A 26,044-nucleotide genomic window follows, 5' to 3' on the forward strand; every position below is an offset into this window, starting at 1 on the left:
TGGATTTAACAGACTAGGTTTTGGCAAGGTGATGCCGTTTGGGCCAAGCATCATCGCTGGTGCTCTTATTTGGGTATTTTGGGGGCAGGAGCTTTGGCAATGGTATCTTCAGTCAATGGGAGTGTGAGCGGATTTTTTAACATGAAAAATGTTATGAAGTGCTTAGCATTTTACTGATTCGGCTGTGTGAGGTAACCTCCTTATCAAATTCTGAGTCTGGAAAATTGGATAGATTACTAAGGCATAAAAAGGTGCAGTAGTGAGTGAAAAGAAGACGTACATTTAGTGCAGAAATTAAGAGCACAGTAGCTAGCGAGGCGCAGTCTGAATAGCCAAGCGCGTTATTTAAGCGCAACTTTTGATGCAGAAAGCATTATGATATTGAAAAGGGGAGTCGGTCGGCATGACGTTTATGTCTAAACGCTGACACCCCAACGACTAGCCACTACACTTATTGCAACTTGCTGATCTAGCCCAGTCAGTTTCTTTCATCCACGCACAACCGAGAGTTTCAGTGCCTTTGGAGTTATCATCGCGGTCATCAGATCTGCGATCAAAGGCGATAGTTCATTTAACATTAGCTGAAGTTAGGTATTATTGTGAAGGGATCGATCGCCAGAGTTCTGGTCTATAAGGCGGATCATCAACAAAGCCTCTCGCTGTTTACGAGCTGTGATGGTTACACTCGTCAAGCAATCCTCTTACTCTATTTCTGCACCTTCTGCAGGCGTTTTCCTCTCTATTTTGGCTTACTCTTCGTTGAGCCATTCTTTGACACGCTTTGAGCAACGTTGATAGGAGCGTTTCGCTCACTTCTGAGGCGTGAACCCCATTGCTTGAAATCGTGACCAGCTTTTTACGTATCGACCGGTTGATCTAGCATAGATGAGATAACAGCCTAACTGCATCTCGCGTCCATATCGCAAAACCGAACTGTAGTTGGTCAAGCGTGCAGATGATCAAGCAGCAACCAAACCTCATATTCTACGCCAGAGCCAATGTGTACCCTGAGCCTTTGGGTTTTACTCTGTGGTCTTTAGAGCCACCTGAGAGCCACAGATTATACCATTCAGCGACTTTATTACGGTTAGTTTTTACGATTTCAGAGATAGAACTATGGCTCATTCTTCTTTCCCCGGGCTTCATAGCCAGTTTGGGTCTCATCTAGCTAAAGGGTGGGAAAGGCACCGAACACCTTTCAATTTCATTATTATGTTAGAGCTTTTCGCTCGCCACCTATAGCGATGCCTAATTCATAAAGTGGTGTTGGGTCTTTTTGATGCGGGTACGTATTTCTTTAATGTTGTCCAAAATCTTGGGGCTGCTGGGTGTCCATTAAATTGAATTTTCCCGTGCTTATCGATGAGGAGAACCGTAGGAACTGATTGTATGCGCAGAGTGGTTGATAATTTAAGTGTGCTATCTTCTTTTAGCCACAGAGCTGAGTCCTCGAGTTTAGATTCTTTGATGAAGCGAATCGCGTCTTGGTTTACCTCATTTGCTTGTTCGGCTATAATTGTTCGAATGAGGATATTACTTTCTTTCGCAACGTCACAAAGTGCTGAGAAATCAGCAATCGTTTCTGTGAATTCTCGGCTCCATGGGGACCAAAAAAACAGGATATTTATATCCTTAGTTGGATCTATGATTTTCTCGGCTCGAGTTACTAACAGGTTAGATTGTGTGAGTTTGAAATCAATTGTGACGGACCTCATAGCGAGCTCGAGTTTGTGCTGTTCGATATGAGGGGCGAAGGCTGAGGCCTGTCGTGGACTGAGCCAGAAAGCTTCTTTAATATTGCTCTCGAAGGCTTTGGCGTTTCCTTGTTCCAGGTTGTCGAGTGCCAATGTGTATTTGACGATGGCTTTCCAATCCTCTTCTAGCGTGAATATTTGTGAAAGCTGTGAGTCGAATGAGTCTTTGAGCGCTAATAGTTCTCTAGAGAGTTCAGCTAGATCCTGGTAGTTAGCGTTATCAACGTGGTGAATAAAGCGCGCTTCGAGCAGTGTTTGCTGCGGGACTTTAGCCTGAATGGCTAGAGCCACTGCGTTGTTAAATTCTTCGCTCGTTTGGGAGGTGAATAAGTCTTCTATTAGTTTTTTTTGAGGCGAGGTTTCGGCATCTAAAGTGTGACTGGAAACTGTGATGCTGAGTAAAAAAATGGTAAATAATGACTGGAGTGATAGCTGACGAAAAATCATTGAGATGAGATTTATACTTGTTGTGAAGGCGTTGAGGGCACTAAGGCTTGTAGCCTAGAACACAGAAAGGTGACACATATATATAACGTGCCACCTCAATGCAAATTTTCGAGCTTAGATAACTAGTTATTAGGAATCTGTATGGTTTGTCCGAGTTGAATATGATTCCCTGAGATGGCATTAGCTGATTGAATTGCCTCGACTGTGGTGTCGTAATCGCGTGCTAATTTCCAGAGGCTGTCGCCTTTGACAATTGTGTGTGGAATAGTAGATCCTGCGGTAGGAGCAGCAAAGTCGTGTGCTGCTACAATAGGAGGCACGTATGAATTATTTCCTTGAGCTGGATTTTGTGCAGGAGGAAGTGTGCTGCCTACTCCAGGTAATGCTTGGTATGGTGCGTTACTCCCGGTTTCACCGTTTGCTTGTGGTATAGCGTAAGGATTTGAGGTAGAATTAGAAGCTGAATAGTTTGCGGCGGGAGCTCCGTACGGGTTGCCTGCTTGGTTGTTACAAGCTACGAGTGCTGTGGAGGCGATTGAGATAATTGAAAGAGTTATAAATTTCATTGCTTTTATTCTAGCATTTAGATGTTCTAAATATAAGCGTCAGACTAACACAAATCTTTCTCAATGTTAGAAGAAAAGTTAAAAAAGGTATTCACGCTCTTTTCGGTATGTTCTGAAAAACTTTGGAGTGTCTCGCCTCGAGCATCCGCAATTTTCTGTGCGATGAATTGGGTAAATGCTGGTTCATTGCGTTTTCCTCTGTAGGGAGTGGGCGCTAGGTACGGTGAATCAGTTTCGACCATCATTCTTCCAGCTGGGGCTTGACTGGCCGCGGCGATACAGTCTTTAGCCGACTTGAAGGTGGCGATTCCTGTGAAAGAGATGTAGCCGCCGAGTTCGATGATGCGGTGAGCATTTTCCCACGGCCCAAGGAAGCAGTGGAATACTGCGCGAACTTCGCTCGAGAATTCTTGGTAAATATCGAGCGAGTCATGAAGTGATTGGTAGCCCGATTTGTCTCGTGTATGTATCACGACATTCTTTCCGAGTTCTTTGGCTAACTTAAAGTGCTGACGGAGGAAGTCGCGCTGGCGTTTGTGGTAATTTTCTTTAGTCCAACCTTCTGGAGCGGGGTGAAAATAGTCGAGACCTGTTTCACCGATGGCAACGCATTTTGGGTGGCGTGCGAACTCTCTGAGTTGGTTTAAATAGTCATCTGGCGATGCGTGCACATCGCATGGGTGAATACCGATGGCGCAAAACACCTGAGGGAAAGTTTCGCAGATTGCAATGTTGCTGGGGGCGTCGTCCAGCGAGGTAGCTAAGGTGACCATCCGGTGGATTCCGGCACCCTTAGCATTGAGAATGATTTGCTCAAGTTCGCTGTGAGAAAATTTATGCGAAGCGAGATGGCAATGTGAATCCGTGATCGGGATTGGGGACAGGGAATCTGAGCTCATAGCGTTTTATTAGCTAGGAGAGAGGAGTAACGCGTGTCTCTTCATCTGATTAGCCATGAGGTTGAGAGCGTTTGCACGCGTGGGAGCGAGATGCTCTTTTAAGCCAGTTTTATCGATGAAGCTCATGTCAGCAGTGAGAATATCATCCGCTGATTCGTTGTCTAATATGCGGACGAAAATAGCTACCATACCTTTGGTAATGAGGGAATCGGAGTCGGCAATAAAGCGGATTTGGTCACCTTCTTTCGACGCTTCTAACCACACTTGTGATTGGCAGCCCTTGATGAGCCGGTCCTCAGTAAGTAGAGCTTGCTCCATAGCCGGGAGCTTTTTGCCTAGGCCAATGACGTACTCATAGCGTTCGGTCCAGTCTTGAAATAAGTCGAGTTCGTCGAGGAGCTGTTGTTGTTTATCTGCGATGCTCATAATGAGTGTTTTGTGATTTTTTGAGTGAAGTGATGGTTATTGAGTTACCACACTTGCGTTATTGAACTTAGGGATGTCTTGGAATTTTCTTTTACGATAAGCAAGAGCGATTTGCTGGCCATTTATTTCACAAGTACTGGTGATGACTCCAGCTGGCTTGTCCTCTGTAGCCCCTTCACAGAGTAAAGCTGATCCAACAGGCGTGGAGCCGTTGGTTTCTAAAAGAACGAGATGACGGTTGGTCTTTCCTGCTGAGCGAATGCGTGAGATCACTTCTTGGCCGGTGTAGCATCCTTTCGTGTAGGAAATCGCTCGGGCTTCGAGTGAGGCTTCTGGTGGGAGCGTGTCGTTGTCGAGCTCTGCCCCCCAAAGTGGGATTCTGTGAGAAATGCGTGATTTTTCGATTTCTGTGGGATCGAGATTGGAGCTAGGGGCTGAACCTGTAGTTAAAAGTTGGTCGACCCCAGCTTGTCCGAAGCGATTAGAAGTCCAGCAGTTTTCTGGTGCTGTGGTGGGCTCTATGGTGTGGAGGATCTCGTAGGTGTCAGTGACATCGGATAGCTCAGCATCGTCAGCGATAATGTAGCGATCGAGTCGTGTGAAGAGCGCTTCGCGAAGTTCGATAGGGCAATCGATGAGGATGTCGCCATTGTGGCGGCGGATGTAGCAATCACCATCTAGTTTACCTTTGAAATTAGTGACGGCTGCGTAGAGCGCGATTTTCTCAGTCACTAAGCGAACGTCTTGAGAGCATTGGCCGTTGAGGTAGCGTTCGGCATCAGCTCCAGTGAGTTTAAAAATGGCACGGGCTAGCAACGCGGTCGAATCCGCTGGTAGTAGGTAGGGATTCATTTGCTTAAAATTGTTTGTAGAGAACTGAGTAGTCAAGGGCTGCATAGCCGCTCTCGCAGAGTGATGTTATGGTTGTCGATGTGGCTTCAATACCGGGTGTGCTAAGACCTGCTTGTTCTGCGAGTTTTATAGCGAGGGCTGAGTCTTTGCGCATGTTATCGAGCGAGAAGTGTGTGTCGAAATCACCGTTAGCCATAGCCGGGAGTTTCATTGAGGCAAGTCGAGACCCACAAGCATTCGAGAGAACTGCGGGGATGAATGTGTCTGGGGATACTCCATGGGCTTTGGCGATAGCCATGCCTTCCGAGAGTGCTTGCACTGTGGATGCTGAAATAAGGTTGGTAGCGACCTTAACGATGGTTGCGGCTCCTATGTCACCGAGCCGAATAATTTCCTTTGAGGTGACGTTTAGGATTGGACGGAGTTCTTCGATGAGGACTTCGCTGCCGCCAGCGTAGTAAACCAACTCACAATTCAAAGCTGCAACTTTGGAACCGGTGAATGGGCAGTCGAGAAATGCAGTGCCAAGTGCTGAACATTGTTCTGCAAGCCACTTGGTGGTGTCGAGATCAACGGTAGAGTGGTTGATCAGTGTGTGATTACTTGTGAGGGCTGGGCGAAGTGCCTCAAAGGTTTCGCGGCATGCAATTCCATCCTTGAGATAGAAACACAAAATCTCAGATTTTCTAGCGGCCTCAGAGGCCGAGGTGACCGAGTCGTCACGCTTTTTAGGTGTGCGGTTCCAAGTGGTAATTTGGTGGTTGCCGGCAGTGAGGTTATCGGCGCAGTGTGAACCAATGATCCCCAGACCAAATACAGAAATGTTCATGTCCCTAAATCAGTATAGGAAGGTGGACTTGCAAGAGTGAATTCTGGTAGATTTGTATCACTTTCCGCGAGATAGCGCGAGTTGAGCAAGCTTAGCACTTTGCTCGCGAATCGATTTGACTTTCGCTTCTGTTGGTTCCTCGTCCGCAGCCAGCGTCATGGTGAATTTGAGCTGTTCGCAGATTTGGCGGATTGAAATCATGTGCTTGCGCTGGGATACGCGTGGGTCAAGTGAACCGAGAATTACTTCGTAGTAGTCAGCAACGTCTTCACGGAACAGTTGATTGGCGCGTTCTTCTGTGAAATCTTCATCAACAGCGAGAGCTGCGCACTCAAGGGCACGGGCCCAGCCGCCGAGCGAAATGAGGTGAGCTAGATCAGCGTCGCGAAGCTGTACGAGTTCGATCTCCACGTCTTTTTGAGTAGCAGAAAGTTCCTCCTTGAGTTTTTCAGGTCTGTTGTTCTTTGCGTGCTCTAGGAGCGAGGCTGCATGGCGGTTGACACGTTCGCCCGCGCCCAGAGCTTTGCCGTAGCGTGAGAGCTCTTTGGCTATGCCTTCAATATCGTTTAACATCTTGTTCTGCACCACTAGGAAACCTTCAGCAATAAGAAAGCCAATTTCTAAAGAAAGATCGGAGCGATCGAGCGGCATGCGCTTCGGTATAACGTGTTTTGTTTCCTCGACGGGGAGGGGAGCTAGCTGGGAAAGGTCATCGAAAATCAATCGGATCGATGGAGCTGTGAATTCATTCACTCCTAGTTCTTCACGGACATGAGGGTCTTCAATAAGGTCAGCAGGGATAATAGCATCCTTGTCGTTCCCGTCCTGAGCTAGAGATGAGAGGGGAATGAGCAAAAGGGACGAAAGTGCGAGAATCCAAGGGGTGGATGATTTCATAAATTTAAATAAGCATAATACTAGCGGAATTGGCAAACCAAAGTGTCCAGAAAAAACTAAGATCTACCTCTATCTATGGGTGGAAGTATGAATTGACAAGGGGGAAGGATTAGTGCACTGCATGCACAGAATTTGTCGTATTCCTAATCCGACACATCCACTAAACCCTCAAACTGTTATGATTAACTGGATTACTTACACCTTGTACTTTTTAGTGCTATTTGGCTTGGCTGGCTATGGCTTTCACAGGCTGACCACGCTCTACCTATACTTCAAGCATGCGAAGGATATTCCAGTTCCCTTAAAGAAGTACACTGAGGATGAATTGCCAGTGATTACGATGCAACTCCCTTGTTTTAACGAGCTACACGTGATTGAACGCCTAATTGATCATGTGTCACTGATCGAGTACCCGAAAGATAAGTTTCAGGTTCAGATCTTAGACGATTCTACTGACGAAACAACCGAGATATGCAAGGCGCAAATTACTCGTCTGCACGCATTGGGGTTTGACGCAGAGTACATTCACCGTACTGACCGTACAGGTTTTAAAGCTGGAGCATTAGAGAATGGAACGAAGACAGCAAAGGGAGAACTGTTATTTATTCTCGATGCCGACTTTGCACCAAGTCCTGATGTTCTATTAAAGACTGTGGATCACTTTACTGACCCAAAAGTTGGAATGATTCAGACCCGGTGGGGACACCTCAACCGCGAGTACAATATGCTGACTCGGATACAAGCTATGTTCCTCGATGGGCATCTAGAACTCGAACAAACCGCGCGTAATCGGTCTGGTCGATTTTTCACATTCAATGGCACTGGTGGGATGTGGCGTAAAAGCTGTATAGCAGACGCCGGCGGCTGGGAGCACGACACTCTGACTGAAGATATGGATCTTAGTTATCGAGCTCAGTTGAAAGGTTGGCGTTTCGTCTTCCTTAAAGATGTGGAGACTCCTGCTGAACTTCCTGTGGATATGGATGGTTTCAAGAGTCAACAGCACCGCTGGACCAAGGGGTCAATTCAGTGCTGTAAAAAGTGTCTCGCGGATATTTGGAAAAGCGGCTATCCGCTAAAATGCAAATTAGAGGCTACGGCGCATCTTACTTCGAATTTTGCCTACCTCCTACTCATCGTACTTTGCTTCTTGCTCTATCCTAAACAGGGGAATACACCGCAGTTGGAAGTATTACAAACTTATCCATGGCTTGAGCATTTCTTGAATGTTCCAATTTTCTTCTTTGGTTCAGTTTCTGTAGCGATGTTCTACTTAGTTGCTCAAAAAGCCCTCCACCCGAAAACTTGGTATAAAGAAATCTTTTACCTTCCTTTCTTGTTGGCACTCGGGATTGGAATGTCTGTGAACAACGCTAAGGCTGTGATCGAAGCCTTGTGCAACCATCGGAGTGGTTTTGTTCGCACACCAAAGTACGGTATTGGCGAGGAAAAAGCTGAATCGTCTAATCAGGTGAAATCTAGCCGCTACAAGACAATGAAGTCGATGATGCCCATCATTGAGGTGGCTTTTGCTATTTTCTTTGCTGTGGTGGTTATTTCTAATTTCGTCGATGGTAAGTATGTGACCGCTGTATTGCTTTGCCCATTTCCGATAGGCTTCTTTTACACTTCAGTTCCATCACTTTACCGTATGATGCCAATCAGCCGTAAGAATGAAGAAGGGGCAATCGTAGACGAGGGTAAGTAATCTCAGTAAATGACGACTTCACTCCGCATATTAGCACTAGTTTGTTCGGGTGCCGCTCTACTCCTTAGTAGTTGCTCGAGTACTTATGATGTTAACCAGAGCAGTATGCTGGTGAGTGTTGAGGACCAGACCATGTTGTTGACTCAATTTGGTAAGCCAGTGAAATCCTATAAGGTTTCGACGTCGAAATTTGGCTTAGGCGATACGCCTAGAAGTATGCGTACGCCACTGGGCAGAATGCAGGTAGCTAAGAAAATTGGTCACAAGCAACCTGAGGGAGCTGTTTTTAAGGCTCGCCGTCCAACTGGTGAAGTGATTCCGCCGAACGCTCCGGGACGCGACCCAATTGTGACGCGAATACTCTGGCTAAAGGGGACCGAACGACGCAATAAGAATGCTTTTAAGCGTTATATCTATATTCATGGAACTCCTGAGGAGAGTAGGATTGGGCACGCTGCCAGCTACGGCTGTATCCGCATGAATTCAAGGGATGTTGTAGATCTCTATTCACGTATTGGAGTGAACGCAGAAGTGAAGGTCATACGGGGGCCTCTCAATGCTACATTCAAAGGTCGTGAATACGTGCGTATGGAGAAAGCTGCGCGAAAGCAAAGTTCCGTGGACTCTGGAGACAAAGCATAGAGGTTTGTTGCACCTTCAATGGCAGAGACTTCATCTCGACAAAACCCCGTAAGCAATTCGAATAAAAAAAGACCCTGATGAAAATCAAATGCTTGACAAGACGTGACGGATGAATAACTTCTGCGCCCCGGCCTGCAAAGCCGAAATCAAAACAATTTTATACCAAAAGAATCATGGCTAACACAAAGCAAGCACTCAAGCGCGTTCGTCAGAACGCCAAGCGTAACGCAATCAACACGTCTCTCAAGAGCCGCGTCAAAACTCTCCGTAAGAACTCCATTGCAGCAGCTACCGAAGGTAACAAGGAAGCAGCAACAAAGGCGTTTGTACAATTTTCTTCAGCAGTAGACAAATGCGCTAAGAAGAGCATTTTCCACAAGAACAAGGCTGCAAACCTTAAGAGCAAGACAGCTAAGGCAATCAAGGCTGCTCAAGCTGCTTAATTGCTCACTTGCTTAGGCAAGTAGCACGATTTGCAGGCTAAAAAGCTATTTATTGAACGGAGGTGCTTCAGACTGAAGACCTTCGTTTTTTTTGCTCAGGCCTAACATGGCTTGAGATTTATTCTCTATAGGGGATTATGGAGATATAGGACACATCTGTGCCCAATAACGATATGAAAGAATCAGTTAGCAACGAACGGCTCAAAAAGGCGCAAGAAATCGCATCGAATCCTACTTCTTATAAGGTTTGTGAGGGCTGTGATTCTATTGTTGGATCGGCAGCTGTTACCTGTCCGAACTGTCACGGCTACCGATTCGATTCTGAGCCGAGCCGCGTGGTCGATCAGGCCATTTACCTGGGTGCAAGAAAGCAGACTTCGGTCACGGTTGAGGATTTGGCCTAAAGCTTGAAAAAGTGTATGTGGAATAGAAAGTACTTACGGCATAAATTATCGGTCGATACATGAAGACCATTGGAATAACTCTGGGGGACCAAGCTGGAGTCGGCCCAGAAATAATCGAAGCCGCATTAGCTAGCATCGATAAACCTGATGGGGTTCAATTTAAGGTTCTCGGTCAAAGACTTGAAGGGGTTGAACTCGGGAAACCAACACCAGAGACTGCTAGAGCCGCTCTTGATGCTCTCGAAGAAGGGGCCCAAAAACTTAAAGTCGGTGCAATTGATGCCATCGTTACTGGGCCAGTGGCGAAAGAGGGTCTGCATGAGCTGGGCTTTGATTTTCCAGGGCAAACAGAATTTTTTGCAGAACGGCTAGATTGTAATAGTCATGCGATGTGTCTCACGGGAGCAAATCTGACGGTAGCCTTGGTGACAATTCATGTGCCGCTGTCACAGGTTCCATTGTTACTGAGTACGGCTGAGATCGTTCGCGTGGGGAAATTGCTTGCTCAGTTTTGCCTGCAAAAAGGAATCGATTCACCCAGGGTAGCTGTTTGTGGACTAAATCCACACGCTGGAGAGAATGGAGCATTTGGTCACGAAGATACTGAAATTGTGGCACCTGCAGTCTTTCAGTTGAATCAAGATTTTCTAAACGCCGAGTTCAGTGGGCCACACTCCGCGGACACTGTGTTTGGTCATGCGGTAAAAGGTGAATACGACGCAGTTCTATGCATGTATCATGATCAGGGCTTGATTCCTTTGAAGTTAGTAGATTTTGACACTGGCGTGAATATGACGCTTGGTCTTAAACGGCCGCGGACTAGTCCTGATCATGGCACAGCATTTGCTATCGCCGGAAAAGGCATTGCTAGTTCACGCTCAATGGAACACGCAATCAGGTTGGCCTGCGACTTGGTGCTCTAATCTGGCTATAGTTGACTAGCTGTTTATTGGTTAGTCAGAAAGATTTGACATTAGCTCTAAAGTGGTGATTGGTGCAAACCATGTTACGCACTTTTTTGAAATCAAAAATCCACCGTGCAATGTGCACCGACGGTGTAGTGGATTATGAAGGCAGTATTGAGATTCCACTCGACCTTATGCAGGCTGTGGATCTTATTGAGGGTGAAAAGGTTTTAGTGACTTCAGCCTCTGAAGGCGGTCGCCTTGAAACTTATGCCCAGGCGGGGCCCTCCGGATCTGGTAGGATTATTCTAAATGGTGGTGCAGCACACGTGATTGGCAAGGGTGAGCGCATCACGATAATGGCATTTGGCCTTTCAGAAGAGGTCGTCACACCTAAGAAAGTGGTTTGCAACGAGCAGAACGAAATTATCCGTCTAGGAAAGTAGGAGTCCGCCCCTTCAAATTCTCAGCAAATCATGGCTTTACAATGGGCCAATAGCTGATCATGTTGCGCCCCATGAATTCAATGATTTTAGCAGCGAGTGGCTTCATGCCAATCGCGACCAATATTCTTCTTGTTATCCTTGTGGCAGTTGCCCTGCTATTATGCTTGGTTGTGTTGATGCAGCGCCCGAAGCAAGAAGGTCTCGGAGCTGCTTTTGGTGGAGGTATGACTGATCAGGCGTTTGGTGCACGCACCACAGATGTTCTGCAAAAAGGAACAGTCTGGCTAGGTACTCTTTTCTTCGTACTAGCACTTTCACTGCAAGTTCTCGTAGCTGCCCAGAACTCTGCCCAGAACATTGAGAGAGAGCATCCACCAAAAACTACTGAGCAAACTGACGATGCTGAGACAGCTGAGGAAGTGAAAAAGGTTTTGGAGGAGGTAACTCCTAAATCTGCTGAGCGACCTGCCACTGAAGAGGCTGCTTCAGCTGCCGATGAAGCAAAAACGACTTCAGAAAATCCAGTTGTGCCAGCTGAGACTACTCCAGCAGAATAGTTACATTAAAGACGCAGCTAGTGTCTCAGCAAGAACAAGCACCACTATGGGCGAGGCCGGAAGCATTTCCCGCTAAGCCAGTAGTTGGTGTTTTTGGTTTCCAGGATACCAAGGGGAAGCGTCACTCCGCCGAATCCTTGGAGGAGCTTTGCCAAATGGTTGAACACTCAAAGTTAGGTGTCGACCTCGTTTGGTCACCTCCATCTGACTATATGATTGCGCCTGAAGAGCTCGTTGGTCTACGCAAGGTCTTAATAAAGCGCGGCTCGGTCTGGGCGAGAAATGATATTAATGATGGGTGTCGTCTGTCGTTGGTGATGGGGGCGGCCATTCTCTGGGCAGGCTATGCTGCCTATCAAAATAACCACGGAGACTGGCGAGCTATCTTGAATGCTCCAACCGTTGCAGTCACGGCAATAATGATGCTTATTTTTGGTCTGCTACCTCTATATGAAGGGTGGCAGGAACTACGAAAGGCTGGTAAAAGAGATAAACTGTATTGGGACAAAGAGATTGCCAATGCCCGTTTTGATAGTTGGTTAAACTTAAATCTTACCCCAGTTACTTTTGTATTACTGACTATAATGGTAATAACCTGTGCCGCACAGTGGTTTGCTAGTGGTGGAATCAATTGGGCTCAGGAGGCTGTGGCGAAAGTCGGGTTGGTGAAATCGACGACGGCTGGTGGTGACCCATGGTGGCGCTACCTCACGGCTCCTCTAGTCCACGGCAATCTAGTCCATGCGTTGATAAATTTTGCGTCTTTGCGCTATTTGGGGAGACGGGCAGAAGTGTTGGCTCGTTGGCCACATATGGTTCTTGTGTTCGTGATTTCGTCATTTGCTGGGGGCATGGCGACCGTGTACTTTATGCCAGATATTCCGAGTGTTGGAGCTTCTGGAGGGGTTCTGGGGTTATTGGGTTTTTTGTTGGCCTTCGAGACCTTGCATCGTGCGCTTGTTCCTAAATCAGCTCGTAAGCGATTAGTCGCGGGTTTGGTCATGGTTGCGGTGATGGGCGTGCTTGGCTTTAGCTTTATCGACAATGCTGCACACGCAGGAGGTTTGATAGCGGGAGTGGTATATGCGTTGATAGTTTTCCCGCCGAGTGCTTCATTGAGTCGGCCTGATATTTTGAAAAAGGATCGGATAGTCGGAGCTTGTGGCTTAACTGTACTAGTGGTTTCTGCCGCGCTATGTGTGCGCCTTTTGCTGCGCTAAGGTGTGCTCATCAATCCATCGGCCAATTAGCTCAAAAAGCTCATTGCGTTTTGGTTCGGCAAATGTTTCGTGTAGCATACTAGGAAAGCATTGGTATTGCTTGGAAGGCCAACCAAGTCTTGAAAAAAAATCGTGAGCTTTGTCCTCTGGACAGACTGAGTCAGCTCCTCCTTGGGTAAAGAGAAAGGGTCGGTTGAAAGAGCTCTTGTGGAGAGTTGATTGAGTGAACTCGGCAATGCGTATCAGTTCGCTGCCCCAACCTATCGAAACGCGCCTGTGACCTAGTGAGAGCGGGTCTTTTGGGAGACGTCCAGCTGATGGGTCTTCTAGGAGGCACATTTCTGGTTTGACGCCTGTGTGAATTGTTGTGCTCGGTGCGACTGTGGCTAACATGTTGGCTAAACGAATGAACCAGTCTGGTCGGCCATAGCCGGGGTAGAGTAGTGGAGCGTTGACCCAGCAAAAATCAGGGGTGGGCAGTTTACCTTGAAGGCTCAGAGCAAGGTGGCGTAGGGTGAGTAGCCCCCCCATAGAGTGGCCTGCAATACCCGTGGGGAGGTGTCCTGCGGCTTCAAGATTGTTGGCTATGACTTTATCAATAAAGTGAGTCGAGTCGATGTGACCCCGTTTGCCTGTGCTTCGGCCGTGACCTTGGTGATCAGTGACAATGCATTTTATGCCTCGATCCGTGAAGGGGTGTAGAACATCGAGATAGCGCTCGCCGTAGTCGCCTTGACCATGGGAGAAAATACATGCCGCGGTGCACTCGATTCCTTCATCTGGAAGGAGGGTCATGCGGTGGAGTAGGTTCCCATCAATCGTAATATTTGTGTACTCGGCTCTCACGGCTTGGGTTGCATGCTTTCGAAAATCATTTTGAATATTTTAGCATCTTCTGTGTATTTGAGCTTACTAAAACTGTGTTCTAAGTTACGTAAAATACGCAACAGAATGTGCCCTAAGGGAGCTTGTGTGAGGATGGCTTGTTTGGCGTAAATGGAGATATTTTTATTTTCACTGAGAATTTCTTCTACCGGGATTAAGCGACCTTTGTGAAAGCAATCCACTAACATTGGTTTACCTTCTAGCTGAATGCGAGCTAAAAAATGGCCAGGGTAATTACAACCAGTGACATCCAACCCGAGACGTCTGGCCACGAGCATGTAAATGAGAGCTAGGCTGATTGGGTTACCTAGTCCAGTCTCCGCGCACCAGCTGAGATCGCTGTTGGTTGGGGTGTAGTAATTATCTTTATTGCCTGCAAATCTACCTGACTCAAACATCCACGTACGCAGATTGTTTTCTGTGGTGTGATGTAGCCCAACGGTGGCATCTTCAGCAATCATATCTAGCATATCGGGTAAAGATGGCCTAAGGGTGACGCCATCATGCAGGTAGTCTGAAATGAGGTGAAGCAAGTTTTCGAAGCTCTCCCAGTCTTCATCCAGAGCATCAGCGCCACCTTGCGGGATACGCCATTCCTGAATGAGAGTTTCGCGCCTGCTAGGGAGTAGTAAGAGTGAAAGTCGACGTTGATCAGCTGGTTTGAGATCAATAGCTAGAGCCGCGAGTTCATTACTCAGGTCACCAGAGGTGTCAGAGAACTCTTCACGCAGTGCTTCTTGAATTGCTGGCTCGTCGTCGTCCAATAATTTGAGCATGTGAGGCAATTGATCTTCGTTCAACATATTATCTTAAGCATTTTACTGCTAGATCGGAGCTAGGTCAACGTCTCTCGGCCTACATTTGTTTTGAGCGCTCATGGTGAACGACTTGTCGCTTCTAGTTTTTTTGGGAAGGGAGAACTAGCTAAGTGCTTAGAGTTAAAGGTCTGGTTCGCTGGCTTGAAGGCAGTAATAGCAAAGTGATTGCATCTCAATGCTTGGGCGCTAGCGTACCCATATGTCGCAGGCTGATAATAGTTTGGTGAAGCTGATTAGTAGGATCGGAGTAGGTGCACGTATGAGTGTGAAGCCTCTGCTCGTGTTGATTTGGGGCAGCGCCGTGACGACTCTGATGGCCGTGATCTATCTCCACTGGTCGACGACTTTGGGCTGGTGTTGGTCGTTAGTCCCTTTGTGGTTGACGCTTTTGCCAATGACTGGGTTAGTGTTCTATTGGTTTGCTCTCGACGGTCTCAGTCGCTTGCCTGAAACGTTGTTAGAATCTAAAGAGGTATTCGCCATTCTTAAGCAACGCTTCGCTAAAAGGAGGAATGCTAGAGAGATAAAGGGTATTGGGCCGGTAGCCACAACGAGGAGGATGTTCTTGCTTGGAGGTTTGCTGTGGGACTCTAGAGATCTGATTGATGTGGCTTCTAATCTCTATGCGCTGTTAGATCTCTTCAATCCCTTGTTTTGGTTGATGATGTTAATTAGTACAGTTTGTACCATAGCGCTTTCAGCTTTGTTTGTGATCGTTTGTGGTAGTCATTATTTCTTCTTCTAGTATCCAGATTTCACTCTAGACGAGGTGATTTTGATGAGAGCTATTGATCGCAGTAGCAAAGCTCCACTGCATCCATTTTTCTGGGGAAATGGAGATTCTTTTAAGCATCTCTGGTGCTGGATCCTGCTGAATCCATGCTCCATTGCATGAGTTGCTGAATCCCTGGGTATGAGATCAACCAACCTATATATGCCCACCCTATGTGGAGGTGTTGTAGCGCGGCGGCAATTGCTTCTACTCCTTGTGCGGTTGTGCCACACGGGTAGACGTAAGTGATCCGTTTGAGGGGAGTTTCATCCCAGTTGTTCGCATCGATGATGCTTAGTTTTGAGCAGTTCTTGCTTTGGATCCATGTCGCAATTGGGGAGCACGAGCCACAATCCAGAGCGACATAAAGCTCAGCATGTTGATCTAAGTTTGGGAGCAAGTTGAACTTCCAGTTTGGATTGGCATTCTTATAGTCAAGCCATTGTTGTGTGTATCGATCCTCTAAGTCTTTACTTTCTGACCACTTGGCGATGCCCATGCAATAGCATAGCGAGATAAATGCTATGCCCCAGTAGAGTGGTAGTTGGAGGTAGAAGCCCCAGAGGATAAGGCAAGCAATGATGCTCCATTGGATCGGGTTGCGGATGTAGCTGTACACTCCTGATGTGACTAGATTTCTGGGAGGGTCGAATGGAATGGGAGTGCCATGACCGAGCTTTGCGAATATGACCACACCAGCGACTGCTGGCACACTGGCCAAGCACATTCCACCAAGGAAGAGGTAGTGTTGCCAGAGAGACCATTTCGTGAGGCTTGCTGTGATATGCTTGACCTCATGTCCGGCTATGAATGGGAAGATGGTGAAGACGAGTATGCCAAAGGTGATCGATACGAGAAAGGATCGCCAGCAAACTTTGCTCCACGACAATGTCCAATGGGCGAGCCATAGCCCCGGGAGCAGACATCCGATGATGAGTAGGGTTTCACCGAGGATCCAATACGGGCCCAGACTCAACTGAGGCTGCAGCAGTGGCATGATAGCTAGATCAATCAGAAATGCGGCTGCTAGAATCCACCAGCGCGAGAAAACCAAGGGGAGTTTGCCTAGGGTGATGGTGGCGACAATTCCCCACCATACCACCCAAGCGAAATAATAGTGAAGCGGAAGGCCAAGAATGTGAATACTGGTAGGTGAAAATTTCCAAAACCCTAGCTGGACTGCCAAGTAATTGAGCCAGGGGAGGGAGGCGAATTGCCAAAAGGTTTGTAGGATAATGGCCACCCATAGCCTTGGGTAGACCTTCCAGATAAGAGGTAGAAGAAGAGCCACGCAGACTGGCACATAAAGAACTGCCCATTGCTGAAGGTCGCTGAACATGGAGTGATTATTGGAAGAGCTGATCGCAGAAGTATTCACCAGCTTTTCTCACGCCATAGCGTTCAATTGGCTTGAAGTACCAAGCAGGGTCGAGATCACGATTGTAGTTGATGGTCATGGTCACTATGGTACGATCGTTTGCTGTTGGATCGAGATTCCAAGTGATGTCTTTCCAGCTCAACCAATGCGCAATATGGCTCTGGTCACTGACGCAGCTCAAGGTGATGCGCTCAGCGGTAGATTCGGTGACTTGAACCACGAGGTCGCCTGGTTTCCCTTCGCCGCCGGCAAAATGAATGGTCCAAGTGTTTCCGAGCTCTATACCATTCCCTTTAATATTCTGCGGACATGGAAACCCGAGCTGGAGGAAGCCTGGTAGTTGTTCGAGGTCGAAGGCTGGCCCCTGAGTGAGATGCTGACGTACTTGATCGCTGCTCATTTCTAGATCGCGCTGGATCGTGATCGTTTCAGCCCGCTCAAAACTCAGTGATTCATTTACGCCTTCGATTGACATGATTCCGAGGACTACGACTACAGAGCAATACACGTTCTTGCTTCTCTTGCTGTCGATTACTTTTCCAATAATCGCCCCAATGAGATAAAACAACGGTGCAGCCATAAGGATGCAGATAAAGCCTTCGATCGCCAAAATTCCAAACATCAGAAATGCCATCGTCATTCCCTTGCAGATACGTCCAGTTGTCGATTTCGCCGTGGGAGTCATCGCTAGCGCAATTGCTAAAATAGTAGGGAGACCGATGAACATAAGCGCTGTTTGTTCCTGGGTTTCGAGCAGTAAAACCCGGTAAAGAATCGAGACCCCAGCCAATATCAAACATGTCCATATCCAGCCCTTGGGATTGCGCTCGACTTTCTTTGCCTCCCATTCTTGAGCATTCGGAGCTGGGGCGTTATGTGACTCGTATGGTGATGGCATACGGGCGATTGTGTATTAGAAGTTACAGAAGCCAATATTCATTTTTCAGTTATTACTGAAAGTTCATTTTTTTGGTTAGTGTGTTTTTGGGGGGAATGAAGCACCCTAGGTTTTGAAACCTAGGGTGCTGGCTGATTTTCTGCTGGCTGCTCGCCACGTGTTACTGGCTACTTTGGAAAGGTTAGAGGATTATCTCTGAACCGAGGAGTGATTGGTCTTGGTAGGTTGTGTGGTGGGGTGTAAGTGGGGGTGTTCGATGGAAAGGCTTCGGTTCATAGCGCTGTCAGGCTTTCATGGTTATGATTCATTATTTTCTTCACCGCGAGAAGCCTGTCCCGCTTGGGCTGAATTGATACCAGTGTCCTTACCTGATGTTGTTTTGGATTACGAAGTATTGGCCGATGACATTGCGGCAAAGGTGAAGCTTGATGGTGAGCACCTTGTTTTGCTTGCCGAATCTTTTAGCGGACCACTAGCTGTGTTGTTGGCTACGCGTTTGGATGTGCAGGCTTTGGTGTTGGTGGCGCGGATCAAGCCGCCATTGTTGCTGATTCAATTTTTACTAACTGGTGGTGATAGGCGATGAGCAATCAAGGTTAGTCTGCTATGCTAGGATGGAATCCCAGGGTGCTTCCGGCTCGTTTCTGAGCATTATCCAATGTGGATGTGGTGCCGCAGCTGCGACAGGTGGCTTGTCGATTGCTGCATATACAAGCGACAGAAGATCGCGTTGTTTCTCCAAAGCATTACCGAGAGATTTCGGCTGCCCGTCAGGATGTCGAGTACAAGCCGGTGAATGCAGCTCACCTTGTCCTACAGTCAGCGCCAGATGAGGTTAGGGATTTGTTGGCGGAGTTCACGAGAACGAAGAAGCCCTAGCTTATTTCTCGATGCTATTTTTAGGCGTTCAATTGTCAGACAAAAAGCACCCTAGGTTTTGAAACCTAGGGTGCTTGGTGATTGTTCTGCGGGCTAATTGCTGCCGGCCATTTGGAGGAAGAGCATGGAAACCTCTTTTACGCTTTAGCCGAGCTTCGCGAGGATCGCGTTGTATGTGGCGGAAGGGCGCATGATGGCGGCTGCCTTTTCGTCGTCGAAGAGGTAGTAGCCGCCGAGGTCTGCTGCTGGGCCTTGTGCGGAGTTGAGTTCGCCAACGATAGTGTCTTCGTTATTTGCAAGTTCCTTGGCGATTGGTGCGAAGGCGGCTTGGAGCTCTGCGTCTTCTGGCTGAGCGGCCAGTGCTTCTGCCCAGTAGGTGGCGAGGTAGAAGTGTGAACCTCGGTTGTCAAGCTCGCCAACCTTGCGCGATGGTGACTTATCGTTTGAGAGGAACTTCTCAGTGGCGAGGTCGAGGGTCTTGCCGAGTACGGCAGCCTTCGGGTTGTTGTTCGCTGTGGCGAGGTGCTCGTAGGAAACTGCGGTGGCGAGGAACTCACCGAGGGAATCCCAGCGGAGGTGGTTCTCTTTTTCAACCTGTTGCACGTGCTTTGGAGCTGAGCCGCCAGCACCCGTTTCGAAGAGTCCGCCGCCGTTCATTAGAGGAACGATAGAGAGCATCTTAGCTGAAGTTCCAAGCTCGAGGATTGGGAAGAGGTCAGTGAGGTAGTCACGAAGAACGTTGCCAGTCACAGAGATGGTGTCTTCGCCAGCCTTGGTGCGAGCGAGGGTGAACTTAGTCGCTTCTGTCGGAGCCATGATGTGGAGCTCGAGGCCTTCGGTGTCGTGGTCGAGTAGGTATTCGCCAACCTTCTTGATGAGCTGGGCGTCGTGTGCGCGAGATTCGTCGAGCCAGAACACTGCTGGGGTGTTGGTAGCACGGGCGCGGGTGACAGCGAGTTTTACCCAGTCTTTGATTGGTGCGTCCTTGGCCTGGCATGCGCGCCAGATGTCGCCTTCTTCCACAGCGTGTTCGGTGAGCACATTGCCCTCGGAGTCTAGTACTTTGACGACACCGTCGGCTGGGATTTCAAATGTCTTGTCGTGTGAGCCGTATTCTTCAGCCTTCTGCGCCATAAGGCCAACGTTTGGCACGGTGCCCATGGAAGTGGGGTCGAATGCGCCGTGCTCGCGGCAGAAGTCGATGGTGGCAGCGTAGACGCCAGCGTAGGAACTATCCGGGATAACAGCCTTGGTGTCTTGTTGTTCGCCAGCGGCATTCCACATTTGGCCAGAAGTACGGATCATCGCCGGCATGGAAGCATCGATGATGATATCGGATGGGACGTGGAGATTGGTGATGCCTTTGTCGGAATCTACCATGGCTACTGCCGGAGCGTCTGCGTAGCAGGCTTCGATGTCTGCTTCGATCTCAGCCTTCTTGGCTGCTGGGAGTGAGCCGAGCTTCGCCACGAGGTCGCCGAAGCCGTTTTTGGTGTTCACACCGAGCTCAGCGATGGTGGCTGCGTACTTGGTGAATACTGGCTTGTAGAATGCTTCTACGCCGTGGCCGAAGATGATTGGGTCTGAGACCTTCATCATGGTGGCTTTCATGTGAAGGGAAAAGAGCACATCGTTTGCTTTCGCGTCGGCTACTTCTTGTTCAAGGAAGGAAACGAGTGCCTTCTTGCTCATGAAGGAGGAGTCGAATACTTCACCTTCAAGGAGTGGGATGGATGGCTTGAGAATAGTTTCGGTGCCGTCAGCAGCGGTGAATACAATCTTGGCTTCTGTTGCTTTTTCGAGTGTGACGGATTGCTCGTTGGAGGCGAAGTCGTTTGCGCCCATGGTGGAGACGTGTGACTTGGAGTCCTTTGACCAAGCACCCATGCGATGTGGGTTGACCTTGGCGTAGTTTTTTACGGCACCAGGAGCACGGCGGTCGGAGTTGCCTTCGCGGAGTACTGGGTTCACAGCTGAACCTTTGATTTTTGAGTAGCGGTCTTCGGCATCTTCGTAGTTAGGAATGTCGTATCCGGCAGCCTGGAGCTCAGCAATAGCAGCCTTTAGCTGTGGTACTGAAGCTGAAATGTTAGGAAGTTTGATGATGTTAGCTTCTGGAGTCTTAGCGAGTTCACCGAGTTCAGCGAGAGCGTCACCGATCTTCTGGTCAGCTGTGAGGTTCTCAGGGAAATTGGCTATGATACGGCCAGCGAGTGAAATGTCGCGAGTCTCTACAGCAACACCTGCAGTTTTTGAGAATGCTTCGATCACTGGGAGCAGTGAGTAAGTCGCGAGCGCTGGAGCCTCGTCTGTCTTTGTGTAAATGATGGTAGACATATTTTATATAAAATTGATGTGGCGTGCTTTAGAGTATTCTACTCAGATGGACAAGGGGGAATTCTCGCTGATTTCTTATTTGACGATGAAGAAATTTCATAATACGCCAAGGCTTGTTCTAGCTGGTATAGAGCGAAGAAAATTCTATGTAAATGCCGATTTTGTGGGTTCTCTATTTCGGTGGCTTTAGTATTTTACCCAAAACTGTCATAGCTATGCCTCATAGTATTAACGATGTCATTAACCACTCGGCATGAAACCTGCTGATCGGATCTGTATGGTATGAATTAATGCACGCAAGCTCAGCCCTGCAAAATTAGAAGATCGCAGAGAGCTAACTTTGAAGTTGGGTAAAAGGTGAAGCCACGCTAGGTTGCTAAGAGTGTGGGCGTACCCGCTCGGCGGCGGAGCAAGCTAGATAGGGCACAACAAAAGAGAGCTCAGTGTAGCTTGGTCGGATCTACATCGGATCAGCTTCAAATTTATTTTGCCTTGTGGACCTGCAAAGCAGTTCAACTACTCATCCATCACCTTTTTAATATTAAGATGCCGATTCGGACAGTAGCTCAATACTTCAGTCAATGTGGAGGTATCAAAAGCTAGTAAAAGGCTTAGCAATGGTCAGCACTGAGGACACAGCAGTCGTGAATAGATCCTTAAAAGAAAACGCAGAGATTCATAGGGTGAACGAAATTAGGCTTTGTAGTTAGTGGCAGATAGACCAAGGTCATGGTCTTGAGGGTCATCCTCCAGCTGCAAACTGTGATTTAGAGTCGGTCACATGGGTAATGCTACTTTCAAGAAGCGTAAATTTCTAGGTTCCGATCTTTACTCATACGAACAACGTCTTAACTATGTTGTCCTATTTGGAGTTGATCTGATGCGCGAATGTAATGCTGTGATAACGCATAAAGTACAGCGAATCTTCATGAAGCCAGAGGCTGGTGCGTCCAAATAGCTTTTGGGGGAAGATAGTAAGTTGCCGCGGAGAAGGATCGAGCAATAAAAATGGTAATGAGTAGTGATGTAAAAAAAAGCAACCGACAGCTTATTCTAGTCCCACAAATTGTTAGTATATGTAAATCAATTATCCCAAAATAAGTGAACGTGTTACCCACTATTCGTCAGCGGGTAGGTGAATCAGTTGGTCGCCAGCTAGCAAAAGTTATCAGAGCACTAGGTGAAAATCTCCACGATGATTAAGACGTTATATCGCTCAATCACCAAGCTGTAAATGCCGGACAGAATCTTGATTTCTTGCTGCAAGGCGCAAAGTCGAGCCTCGATTTTTTGTTGAAAAACGTAGCAGTTCAAAAAAAAGACGCGCAAAATGCGGCTTCGGAAGCACAGAAGCTGGACTGGCTCGTGGCCTTCTTCTTCCCGCACATGAGTATCGTCGCAGTGTTCGGAGAGGACAAACCTAGTGATAATACTCACGCATAAAGGCCTCAGTATGCTCGTCGTCTTGGGGGGGGCGTGCGCATGTCACTGGAGATGCCAGAGTAGGTGAAGTAGCCAAGTGGTTAGACTTGACGCTCCCAGCCTATTCAGCTTTTTCGAGTGGCTGGGCAAGGACGAAGGGGGTGCAAACGACGGCTGTGAAGCGCGAATCGTCGTACTCCCACCATTCGGCATGTTGTGGCCCAGGCTTTACTAAATCGGCCTTTTTCATCCACGCACCAACTTTTTCTTTGTCGTCGTCAATGAAAGCCTGAGCGACTTCTGTGAGCTTGAGCGATGGGTCGACGTAGATCATTGCTCCGGTTTTGTAGTGTGGCTTGAGGTAGGACCAATCTACCTCGCCAGTGTATTTGGCGACTTTGTCTTCTTGAGACATTTCGTCGTCACCAAGTACTCCGTACTCCATTTGTTTTGGGTTTTTATCGCTCATATTGTTTGCGGTAAATGGTGATTGGGAATTAGTCAATGGTTGGTGGTTGCCGTGTAGGGACTCGGCGCTTATTCAGATTCGCGGGAGAGGCTTGGTAAACCGCGGGTGAGCAGGCTGTGATCGACTGTGTCTGCTGCGCTAGCATCGAGGTAGATAGTTTCAGGTTGGCCGTCTAGCTTGAGGCTATGGATACCATTCTCTGGGACAGCTTTAAAGGCGGCGATGAGTGAGGGGAGGTCTTCGATGGCTTGCCCGTTGACTTCTTCTATGATGACGCTATTGAGTGATTCATAGCCTAGTGTAGCAGGAGTTGGAATGACGGCGCTGATGAACACAAGGCGCTTGCGGCCTTTTTCATAATCTTCTGGGTGGTTGAGTGCATCCAAGAGGTTGAGCGGGGCGCGCATGGTCCAGTCGTCACCAAAGGCACGGAGGTAGGACTTGGTGAGTTCTTGAAATACGATTCCACCTTTGACTAGGTAGCGTGGTGCTTTATCGTAGGTGTGTGATGGGATGATGCCTTCTGGCGAGCGTTTGAGAGTAGCTGATACCTCAAGTGGCTTGCCATCGCGCAGTAGGCCAAGTTTCACACTGCTCCCGATTGGTTGTGAACCACGGATAAGGTGACTCCAGAAAAGCGGGCCGTAACCGTTCGCTTGGTAGTAGCCACGGCGGTCGAGGGGCTTCCCGCTGATGGAGGTGAGGACGTCACCTTTTTTGACACCAGCAAGGTCTGCTGCAGAGTTGGGGAGGACACGTGTAATGTAAAGGCCACCTTTGTCGCTAGAGAGTTTTAGCCAATCGCGGAAGTGGGTGTCGGTGGTGCTAGTGGTGGCTATTCCGAGGCTTGGGAACCCTTCGTAGGAATCATCTTTGGTGTCCTTAAGGAAGGCTGAGATGATTTCAGGTGAAATGATGTCTACTAATTGGTCCTTGGATGAATAACTAGTAAGTAGACCAAGTAGCTTGTCATTTTTTATCACCGGAACAGTGAAGCTGTTCGCAGCACTTTGCATGGACGCTTTCACTTCATAGTTGAGGAAGAAATGCCCTGGGACAAAACTGGAAACCACGTCAGCTCTTTGAATGCGTCCTTCCGTGATCAATGTCATTCCATTGTCTTCGATCTGTACGATGTCGACAGAGTCTCCGAGGTGGGCAGAGGCCGAGATACTGAGGCTATTGAATTGAGAGAGAATTTTTTTTCCTTCATCAGAGCTGGGAGTAAGCAGAGCAAGGTTCGCCTCGTAGTCGACTGCAACCACCTTTGCTGGCATCTGGTGTGCGCCATTGGCAGACTCTAACTGAATGAAATTCGCGTTAGTGACCATTTCCGCAGTAGTGAGGACCTGGCTGTCTGGCAAGATAGCAGCGAGGGCGCGTCTTTTGCGTGGTGAGGTTTTGTCCCAAGGTTGGGATGGGTTATAGCTTTGCAGGGTGGAGGCTACACGAATGACTGAGTCAGCTACGTCTTTTGCCATAGATCCAAATGAGGTGGCGAGAACGATGCTGAGAGTAAAAATGGACTTCATAAAAAGGATAATATTGTTTAGTTCGAAAGGTTGTTCGCCTTGTGTACGCCATAGTTCTTACTGATACGTTGGTTGGCCTCAGCGAGCCCTTTGATTGGCAAAATGAGAGGGCGGTGTATGCCCTCGAGGACTATTTCAATGAACTCTGGTGGATCAGTTGGATTGAGCAAGTCATGCGCTTGTTGAATGTCAGTAACGTCCACTCCATTAATAGATTTGACAGCACTACCGACATAGCCTGAGAGGGCAGAGTTGATAGGGTCGTCAAGTACCCGCGTGAGGATGAGTATGTCTTTGCGTTCTTTATAGATACCTTCCTTCACGTAATCACTGTAGAGCCGACGAACTCGTGGGTTTTTGAGTTTGTGCGCGCTATAAAGATTACGATTGAGTGGCTGAAAAACGAGGCCACCTTGAATGAGGTAACGCGGCTTTTTTCCATAATGCACCGAGTACATGCTGGATGGCGGGAATGTCTTGAGGGAAATTTCCTTGCTGAGTTTTTTGCCGTCCCGGGTGAAGTCGAGTTTGACCTTGTCGCCAGCGAATTTGCGTTCAATAATTTCGTTCATGTTGACCCGCTCTCCAGCGATGCTGATATTGCCTGAGGAATCTACGGAGTAGCCATCGATGGCTGTGAGAATATCCCCTTCTTTCAGCGTGCCACTGGACGAACTTCCTGTGGTGACACTGGAAACCAGGACACCTGGGTCGTTGGGTTGAAGGTTATAGATCTTACGCATAGCCGGATTGAAGAGGGCGAAGTCGTAAACACCAAGGTCAGCGTAGGAATCATAGCTGCCATCTTCGATGTCCTTGAGAAAGCGCTTAACGACAGGGGTCGGAATCATGTAGCCGGTGTTGTCGGCTTGGGTGAGTCCCTGAAATGCAACACCTGCCACTTTGCCAGATTGGAGGACTGGACCACCTGAGTTTCCGGGGTTTATCGCGGCATCGATCTGAACCACTAGGTGTGAATCTGCACGCGAATGCGCGTACGGTCGGAAATCAATACGCGAGACAACTCCACGGGTGACTGAAATACGCTCTCCACCCATCGGGTAACCAATAACGCGCACTTCGGATTCGAGCTTCGGAATCGACCCGATCTCTAAATAAGCTAGGTCATCAAAGGGGCTGAAGTCGATCAGCTCTAGGAGTGCTAGGTCACAGTCGTGCGCTACATGTACCACTCTAGCTTGGTGTTTGCGTGAGGACCCATGCATTGTGATGAGTACCCTGCGGGCGTTGGAAACCACGTGGGCATTGGTGAGGAATTGATTTTCACCAATGAGAAACCCTGTGCCAGTACCACCGGAAAAACGCCCTGCATTCCACGGTGTCTTATAGTCTGGTACTTGTGAGGCGACTTCGATGCGGACGATGGATTTATAAATGTCGGCTTTTGAGGCGCTTGCCGTCACTGTGTGTTGTGCTTTGTTTGGTGCAGCGGTGGCGGTATCTTGAGTGCACAAGTATCCAACGAGGGCTGTGGCGCAGGTGAATAAGAGTTTCATTTGTAAAATAAACTAGATAGGAAATTGATTTTGAAAAGAGGGATTTGAATTTTCCTCTAAGTGTGGATAAGGCAGTGAATGGAACTACGTGATTTCGCTGAGCAGGTACTCTATGGGCATTCCTTGGATGAAAAGCTCTTGC

27 protein-coding genes are annotated in these 26,044 nt (G+C 48.2%); 12 read left to right on the forward strand and 15 right to left on the reverse strand.

The annotated features are described in order from the left end of the window. Window positions 1–1,253: 1,253 nt before the first annotated feature. The 7 genes from ABGY95_RS10655 to ABGY95_RS10685 all read right to left on the reverse strand — a co-directional run bounded on the left by ABGY95_RS10655 (window position 1,254) and on the right by ABGY95_RS10685 (window position 6,670). Entirely contained in the window at window positions 1,254–2,201 is a 948-nt protein-coding gene (locus ABGY95_RS10655) for a hypothetical protein (RefSeq protein WP_347441664.1), read from the reverse strand. Between the two features lie 122 nt (window positions 2,202–2,323). Further along, entirely contained in the window at window positions 2,324–2,767 is a 444-nt protein-coding gene (locus ABGY95_RS10660; RefSeq protein ID WP_347441665.1) for a LysM peptidoglycan-binding domain-containing protein, read from the reverse strand. 44 nt (window positions 2,768–2,811) lie between these two features. After that, window positions 2,812–3,666 carry a TatD family hydrolase gene (locus ABGY95_RS10665; protein ID WP_347441666.1) on the reverse strand — a complete coding sequence of 285 codons (855 nt, stop codon included), beginning with the start codon at window positions 3,664–3,666 and terminating at the stop codon, window positions 2,812–2,814. Window positions 3,667–3,675: 9 nt separating this feature from the next. After that, window positions 3,676–4,092 (reverse strand): SufE family protein, encoded by a 417-nt coding sequence (locus tag ABGY95_RS10670; protein ID WP_347441667.1) that lies wholly within the window; start codon window positions 4,090–4,092, stop codon window positions 3,676–3,678. A 36-nt stretch (window positions 4,093–4,128) separates the two neighbouring features. Continuing rightward, window positions 4,129–4,944, reverse strand: a complete 816-nt coding sequence (locus ABGY95_RS10675; RefSeq protein WP_347441668.1) for a hypothetical protein — start codon at window positions 4,942–4,944, stop codon at window positions 4,129–4,131. A gap of 4 nt (window positions 4,945–4,948) precedes the next feature. Then, complete coding sequence (locus ABGY95_RS10680; RefSeq protein WP_347441669.1) at window positions 4,949–5,773, reverse strand: NAD(P)-dependent oxidoreductase; 825 nt, start codon at window positions 5,771–5,773, stop codon at window positions 4,949–4,951. Window positions 5,774–5,830: 57 nt separating this feature from the next. Continuing rightward, the gene (locus tag ABGY95_RS10685) at window positions 5,831–6,670 is read right to left on the reverse strand and encodes a hypothetical protein (protein WP_347441670.1); all 840 of its coding nucleotides are present in this window, start codon (window positions 6,668–6,670) and stop codon (window positions 5,831–5,833) included. 178 nt (window positions 6,671–6,848) lie between these two features. Here ABGY95_RS10685 and ABGY95_RS10690 point away from each other — a divergent pair, with 178 nt between their 5' ends. From ABGY95_RS10690 to ABGY95_RS10725, 8 genes are all read left to right on the forward strand, one after another. Then, on the forward strand, window positions 6,849–8,378 hold the full coding sequence (locus ABGY95_RS10690; RefSeq protein ID WP_347441671.1) for a glycosyltransferase family 2 protein: 1,530 nt from the start codon (window positions 6,849–6,851) through the stop codon (window positions 8,376–8,378). 105 nt (window positions 8,379–8,483) lie between these two features. Beyond that, window positions 8,484–9,020: a L,D-transpeptidase gene (locus ABGY95_RS10695; protein ID WP_347441690.1), complete on the forward strand. Its 537-nt coding sequence runs from the start codon at window positions 8,484–8,486 to the stop codon at window positions 9,018–9,020. 173 nt (window positions 9,021–9,193) lie between these two features. Beyond that, window positions 9,194–9,463, forward strand: coding sequence for a 30S ribosomal protein S20 (rpsT, locus tag ABGY95_RS10700; RefSeq protein WP_347441672.1), 270 nt, complete (start codon window positions 9,194–9,196; stop codon window positions 9,461–9,463). A gap of 158 nt (window positions 9,464–9,621) precedes the next feature. Further along, window positions 9,622–9,867 carry a hypothetical protein gene (locus tag ABGY95_RS10705; protein WP_347441673.1) on the forward strand — a complete coding sequence of 82 codons (246 nt, stop codon included), beginning with the start codon at window positions 9,622–9,624 and terminating at the stop codon, window positions 9,865–9,867. Between the two features lie 59 nt (window positions 9,868–9,926). After that, a complete protein-coding gene (gene pdxA, locus ABGY95_RS10710) occupies window positions 9,927–10,790 on the forward strand; it encodes a 4-hydroxythreonine-4-phosphate dehydrogenase PdxA (protein ID WP_347441674.1) in 864 nt (287 codons plus the stop codon). Window positions 10,791–10,870: 80 nt separating this feature from the next. Further along, window positions 10,871–11,218 carry an aspartate 1-decarboxylase gene (locus ABGY95_RS10715; RefSeq protein WP_347441675.1) on the forward strand — a complete coding sequence of 116 codons (348 nt, stop codon included), beginning with the start codon at window positions 10,871–10,873 and terminating at the stop codon, window positions 11,216–11,218. Window positions 11,219–11,289: 71 nt separating this feature from the next. Beyond that, window positions 11,290–11,775, forward strand: a complete 486-nt coding sequence (secG, locus tag ABGY95_RS10720) for a preprotein translocase subunit SecG (protein WP_347441676.1) — start codon at window positions 11,290–11,292, stop codon at window positions 11,773–11,775. Between the two features lie 20 nt (window positions 11,776–11,795). Beyond that, window positions 11,796–12,995 carry a rhomboid family intramembrane serine protease gene (locus ABGY95_RS10725; protein ID WP_347441677.1) on the forward strand — a complete coding sequence of 400 codons (1,200 nt, stop codon included), beginning with the start codon at window positions 11,796–11,798 and terminating at the stop codon, window positions 12,993–12,995. On the opposite strand, the gene ABGY95_RS10730 is transcribed toward ABGY95_RS10725, so the two are convergent. Further along, entirely contained in the window at window positions 12,969–13,841 is an 873-nt protein-coding gene (locus ABGY95_RS10730; protein ID WP_347441678.1) for an alpha/beta fold hydrolase, read from the reverse strand. The genes ABGY95_RS10725 and ABGY95_RS10730 overlap by 27 nt on opposite strands. After that, window positions 13,838–14,683, reverse strand: coding sequence for a transglutaminase-like domain-containing protein (locus ABGY95_RS10735; protein ID WP_347441679.1), 846 nt, complete (start codon window positions 14,681–14,683; stop codon window positions 13,838–13,840). The genes ABGY95_RS10730 and ABGY95_RS10735 overlap by 4 nt, the downstream gene beginning before the upstream one ends. 214 nt (window positions 14,684–14,897) lie before the next feature. On the opposite strand from ABGY95_RS10735, the gene ABGY95_RS10740 reads away from it, so the two are divergent. Then, window positions 14,898–15,443: a hypothetical protein gene (locus ABGY95_RS10740; RefSeq protein WP_347441680.1), complete on the forward strand. Its 546-nt coding sequence runs from the start codon at window positions 14,898–14,900 to the stop codon at window positions 15,441–15,443. Between the two features lie 100 nt (window positions 15,444–15,543). Here the strand turns inward: ABGY95_RS10740 and ABGY95_RS10745 are convergent, their stop codons facing one another. Both ABGY95_RS10745 and ABGY95_RS10750 read right to left on the reverse strand, forming a co-directional pair. After that, window positions 15,544–16,809 carry a hypothetical protein gene (locus ABGY95_RS10745; protein ID WP_347441681.1) on the reverse strand — a complete coding sequence of 422 codons (1,266 nt, stop codon included), beginning with the start codon at window positions 16,807–16,809 and terminating at the stop codon, window positions 15,544–15,546. Window positions 16,810–16,816: 7 nt separating this feature from the next. Next, a complete protein-coding gene (locus ABGY95_RS10750; protein ID WP_347441682.1) occupies window positions 16,817–17,746 on the reverse strand; it encodes a hypothetical protein in 930 nt (309 codons plus the stop codon). 358 nt (window positions 17,747–18,104) lie between these two features. On the opposite strand from ABGY95_RS10750, the gene ABGY95_RS10755 reads away from it, so the two are divergent. Then, window positions 18,105–18,332, forward strand: coding sequence for a hypothetical protein (locus ABGY95_RS10755; protein WP_347441683.1), 228 nt, complete (start codon window positions 18,105–18,107; stop codon window positions 18,330–18,332). Window positions 18,333–18,769: 437 nt separating this feature from the next. Here ABGY95_RS10755 and ABGY95_RS10760 read toward each other — a convergent pair whose 3' ends face one another. Beyond that, window positions 18,770–20,962, reverse strand: a complete 2,193-nt coding sequence (locus tag ABGY95_RS10760; RefSeq protein WP_347441684.1) for an NADP-dependent isocitrate dehydrogenase — start codon at window positions 20,960–20,962, stop codon at window positions 18,770–18,772. A 781-nt stretch (window positions 20,963–21,743) separates the two neighbouring features. On the opposite strand from ABGY95_RS10760, the gene ABGY95_RS10765 reads away from it, so the two are divergent. Continuing rightward, a complete protein-coding gene (locus tag ABGY95_RS10765) occupies window positions 21,744–21,920 on the forward strand; it encodes a hypothetical protein (protein ID WP_347441685.1) in 177 nt (58 codons plus the stop codon). Window positions 21,921–22,255: 335 nt separating this feature from the next. Further along, on the forward strand, window positions 22,256–22,405 hold the full coding sequence (locus ABGY95_RS10770) for a hypothetical protein (protein ID WP_347441686.1): 150 nt from the start codon (window positions 22,256–22,258) through the stop codon (window positions 22,403–22,405). A 100-nt stretch (window positions 22,406–22,505) separates the two neighbouring features. On the opposite strand, the gene ABGY95_RS10775 is transcribed toward ABGY95_RS10770, so the two are convergent. The 3 genes from ABGY95_RS10775 to ABGY95_RS10785 form a co-directional block, all read right to left on the reverse strand. After that, window positions 22,506–22,853, reverse strand: coding sequence for a DUF2288 family protein (locus ABGY95_RS10775; RefSeq protein WP_347441687.1), 348 nt, complete (start codon window positions 22,851–22,853; stop codon window positions 22,506–22,508). 68 nt (window positions 22,854–22,921) lie between these two features. Next, window positions 22,922–24,385, reverse strand: coding sequence for a PDZ domain-containing protein (locus ABGY95_RS10780; protein WP_347441688.1), 1,464 nt, complete (start codon window positions 24,383–24,385; stop codon window positions 22,922–22,924). 17 nt (window positions 24,386–24,402) lie between these two features. After that, on the reverse strand, window positions 24,403–25,902 hold the full coding sequence (locus tag ABGY95_RS10785) for a trypsin-like peptidase domain-containing protein (protein ID WP_347441689.1): 1,500 nt from the start codon (window positions 25,900–25,902) through the stop codon (window positions 24,403–24,405). Between the last annotated feature and the right edge of the window lie 142 nt (window positions 25,903–26,044).

The sequence above is a fragment of the Rubritalea sp. genome (genome assembly GCF_039830215.1).
Lineage (GTDB): Bacteria > Verrucomicrobiota > Verrucomicrobiia > Verrucomicrobiales > Akkermansiaceae > Rubritalea.

Excerpts from the sequence above, each read along its gene's own strand:
- ABGY95_RS10655 (WP_347441664.1), bottom strand. The coding sequence starts at position 2,201 with ATGATTTTTCGTCAGCTATCACTCCAGTCATTATTTACCATTTTTTTA.
- ABGY95_RS10660 (WP_347441665.1), bottom strand. The coding sequence starts at position 2,767 with ATGAAATTTATAACTCTTTCAATTATCTCAATCGCCTCCACAGCACTC.
- ABGY95_RS10665 (WP_347441666.1), bottom strand. The coding sequence starts at position 3,666 with ATGAGCTCAGATTCCCTGTCCCCAATCCCGATCACGGATTCACATTGC.
- ABGY95_RS10670 (WP_347441667.1), bottom strand. The coding sequence starts at position 4,092 with ATGAGCATCGCAGATAAACAACAACAGCTCCTCGACGAACTCGACTTA.
- ABGY95_RS10675 (WP_347441668.1), bottom strand. The coding sequence starts at position 4,944 with ATGAATCCCTACCTACTACCAGCGGATTCGACCGCGTTGCTAGCCCGT.
- ABGY95_RS10680 (WP_347441669.1), bottom strand. The coding sequence starts at position 5,773 with ATGAACATTTCTGTATTTGGTCTGGGGATCATTGGTTCACACTGCGCC.
- ABGY95_RS10685 (WP_347441670.1), bottom strand. The coding sequence starts at position 6,670 with ATGAAATCATCCACCCCTTGGATTCTCGCACTTTCGTCCCTTTTGCTC.
- ABGY95_RS10690 (WP_347441671.1), top strand. The coding sequence starts at position 6,849 with ATGATTAACTGGATTACTTACACCTTGTACTTTTTAGTGCTATTTGGC.
- ABGY95_RS10695 (WP_347441690.1), top strand. The coding sequence starts at position 8,484 with ATGCTGGTGAGTGTTGAGGACCAGACCATGTTGTTGACTCAATTTGGT.
- rpsT (WP_347441672.1), top strand. The coding sequence starts at position 9,194 with ATGGCTAACACAAAGCAAGCACTCAAGCGCGTTCGTCAGAACGCCAAG.
- pdxA (WP_347441674.1), top strand. The coding sequence starts at position 9,927 with ATGAAGACCATTGGAATAACTCTGGGGGACCAAGCTGGAGTCGGCCCA.
- ABGY95_RS10715 (WP_347441675.1), top strand. The coding sequence starts at position 10,871 with ATGTTACGCACTTTTTTGAAATCAAAAATCCACCGTGCAATGTGCACC.
- secG (WP_347441676.1), top strand. The coding sequence starts at position 11,290 with ATGAATTCAATGATTTTAGCAGCGAGTGGCTTCATGCCAATCGCGACC.
- ABGY95_RS10735 (WP_347441679.1), bottom strand. The coding sequence starts at position 14,683 with ATGTTGAACGAAGATCAATTGCCTCACATGCTCAAATTATTGGACGAC.
- ABGY95_RS10740 (WP_347441680.1), top strand. The coding sequence starts at position 14,898 with ATGTCGCAGGCTGATAATAGTTTGGTGAAGCTGATTAGTAGGATCGGA.
- ABGY95_RS10745 (WP_347441681.1), bottom strand. The coding sequence starts at position 16,809 with ATGTTCAGCGACCTTCAGCAATGGGCAGTTCTTTATGTGCCAGTCTGC.
- ABGY95_RS10750 (WP_347441682.1), bottom strand. The coding sequence starts at position 17,746 with ATGCCATCACCATACGAGTCACATAACGCCCCAGCTCCGAATGCTCAA.
- ABGY95_RS10760 (WP_347441684.1), bottom strand. The coding sequence starts at position 20,962 with ATGTCTACCATCATTTACACAAAGACAGACGAGGCTCCAGCGCTCGCG.
- ABGY95_RS10765 (WP_347441685.1), top strand. The coding sequence starts at position 21,744 with ATGGGTAATGCTACTTTCAAGAAGCGTAAATTTCTAGGTTCCGATCTT.
- ABGY95_RS10775 (WP_347441687.1), bottom strand. The coding sequence starts at position 22,853 with ATGAGCGATAAAAACCCAAAACAAATGGAGTACGGAGTACTTGGTGAC.
- ABGY95_RS10780 (WP_347441688.1), bottom strand. The coding sequence starts at position 24,385 with ATGAAGTCCATTTTTACTCTCAGCATCGTTCTCGCCACCTCATTTGGA.
- ABGY95_RS10785 (WP_347441689.1), bottom strand. The coding sequence starts at position 25,902 with ATGAAACTCTTATTCACCTGCGCCACAGCCCTCGTTGGATACTTGTGC.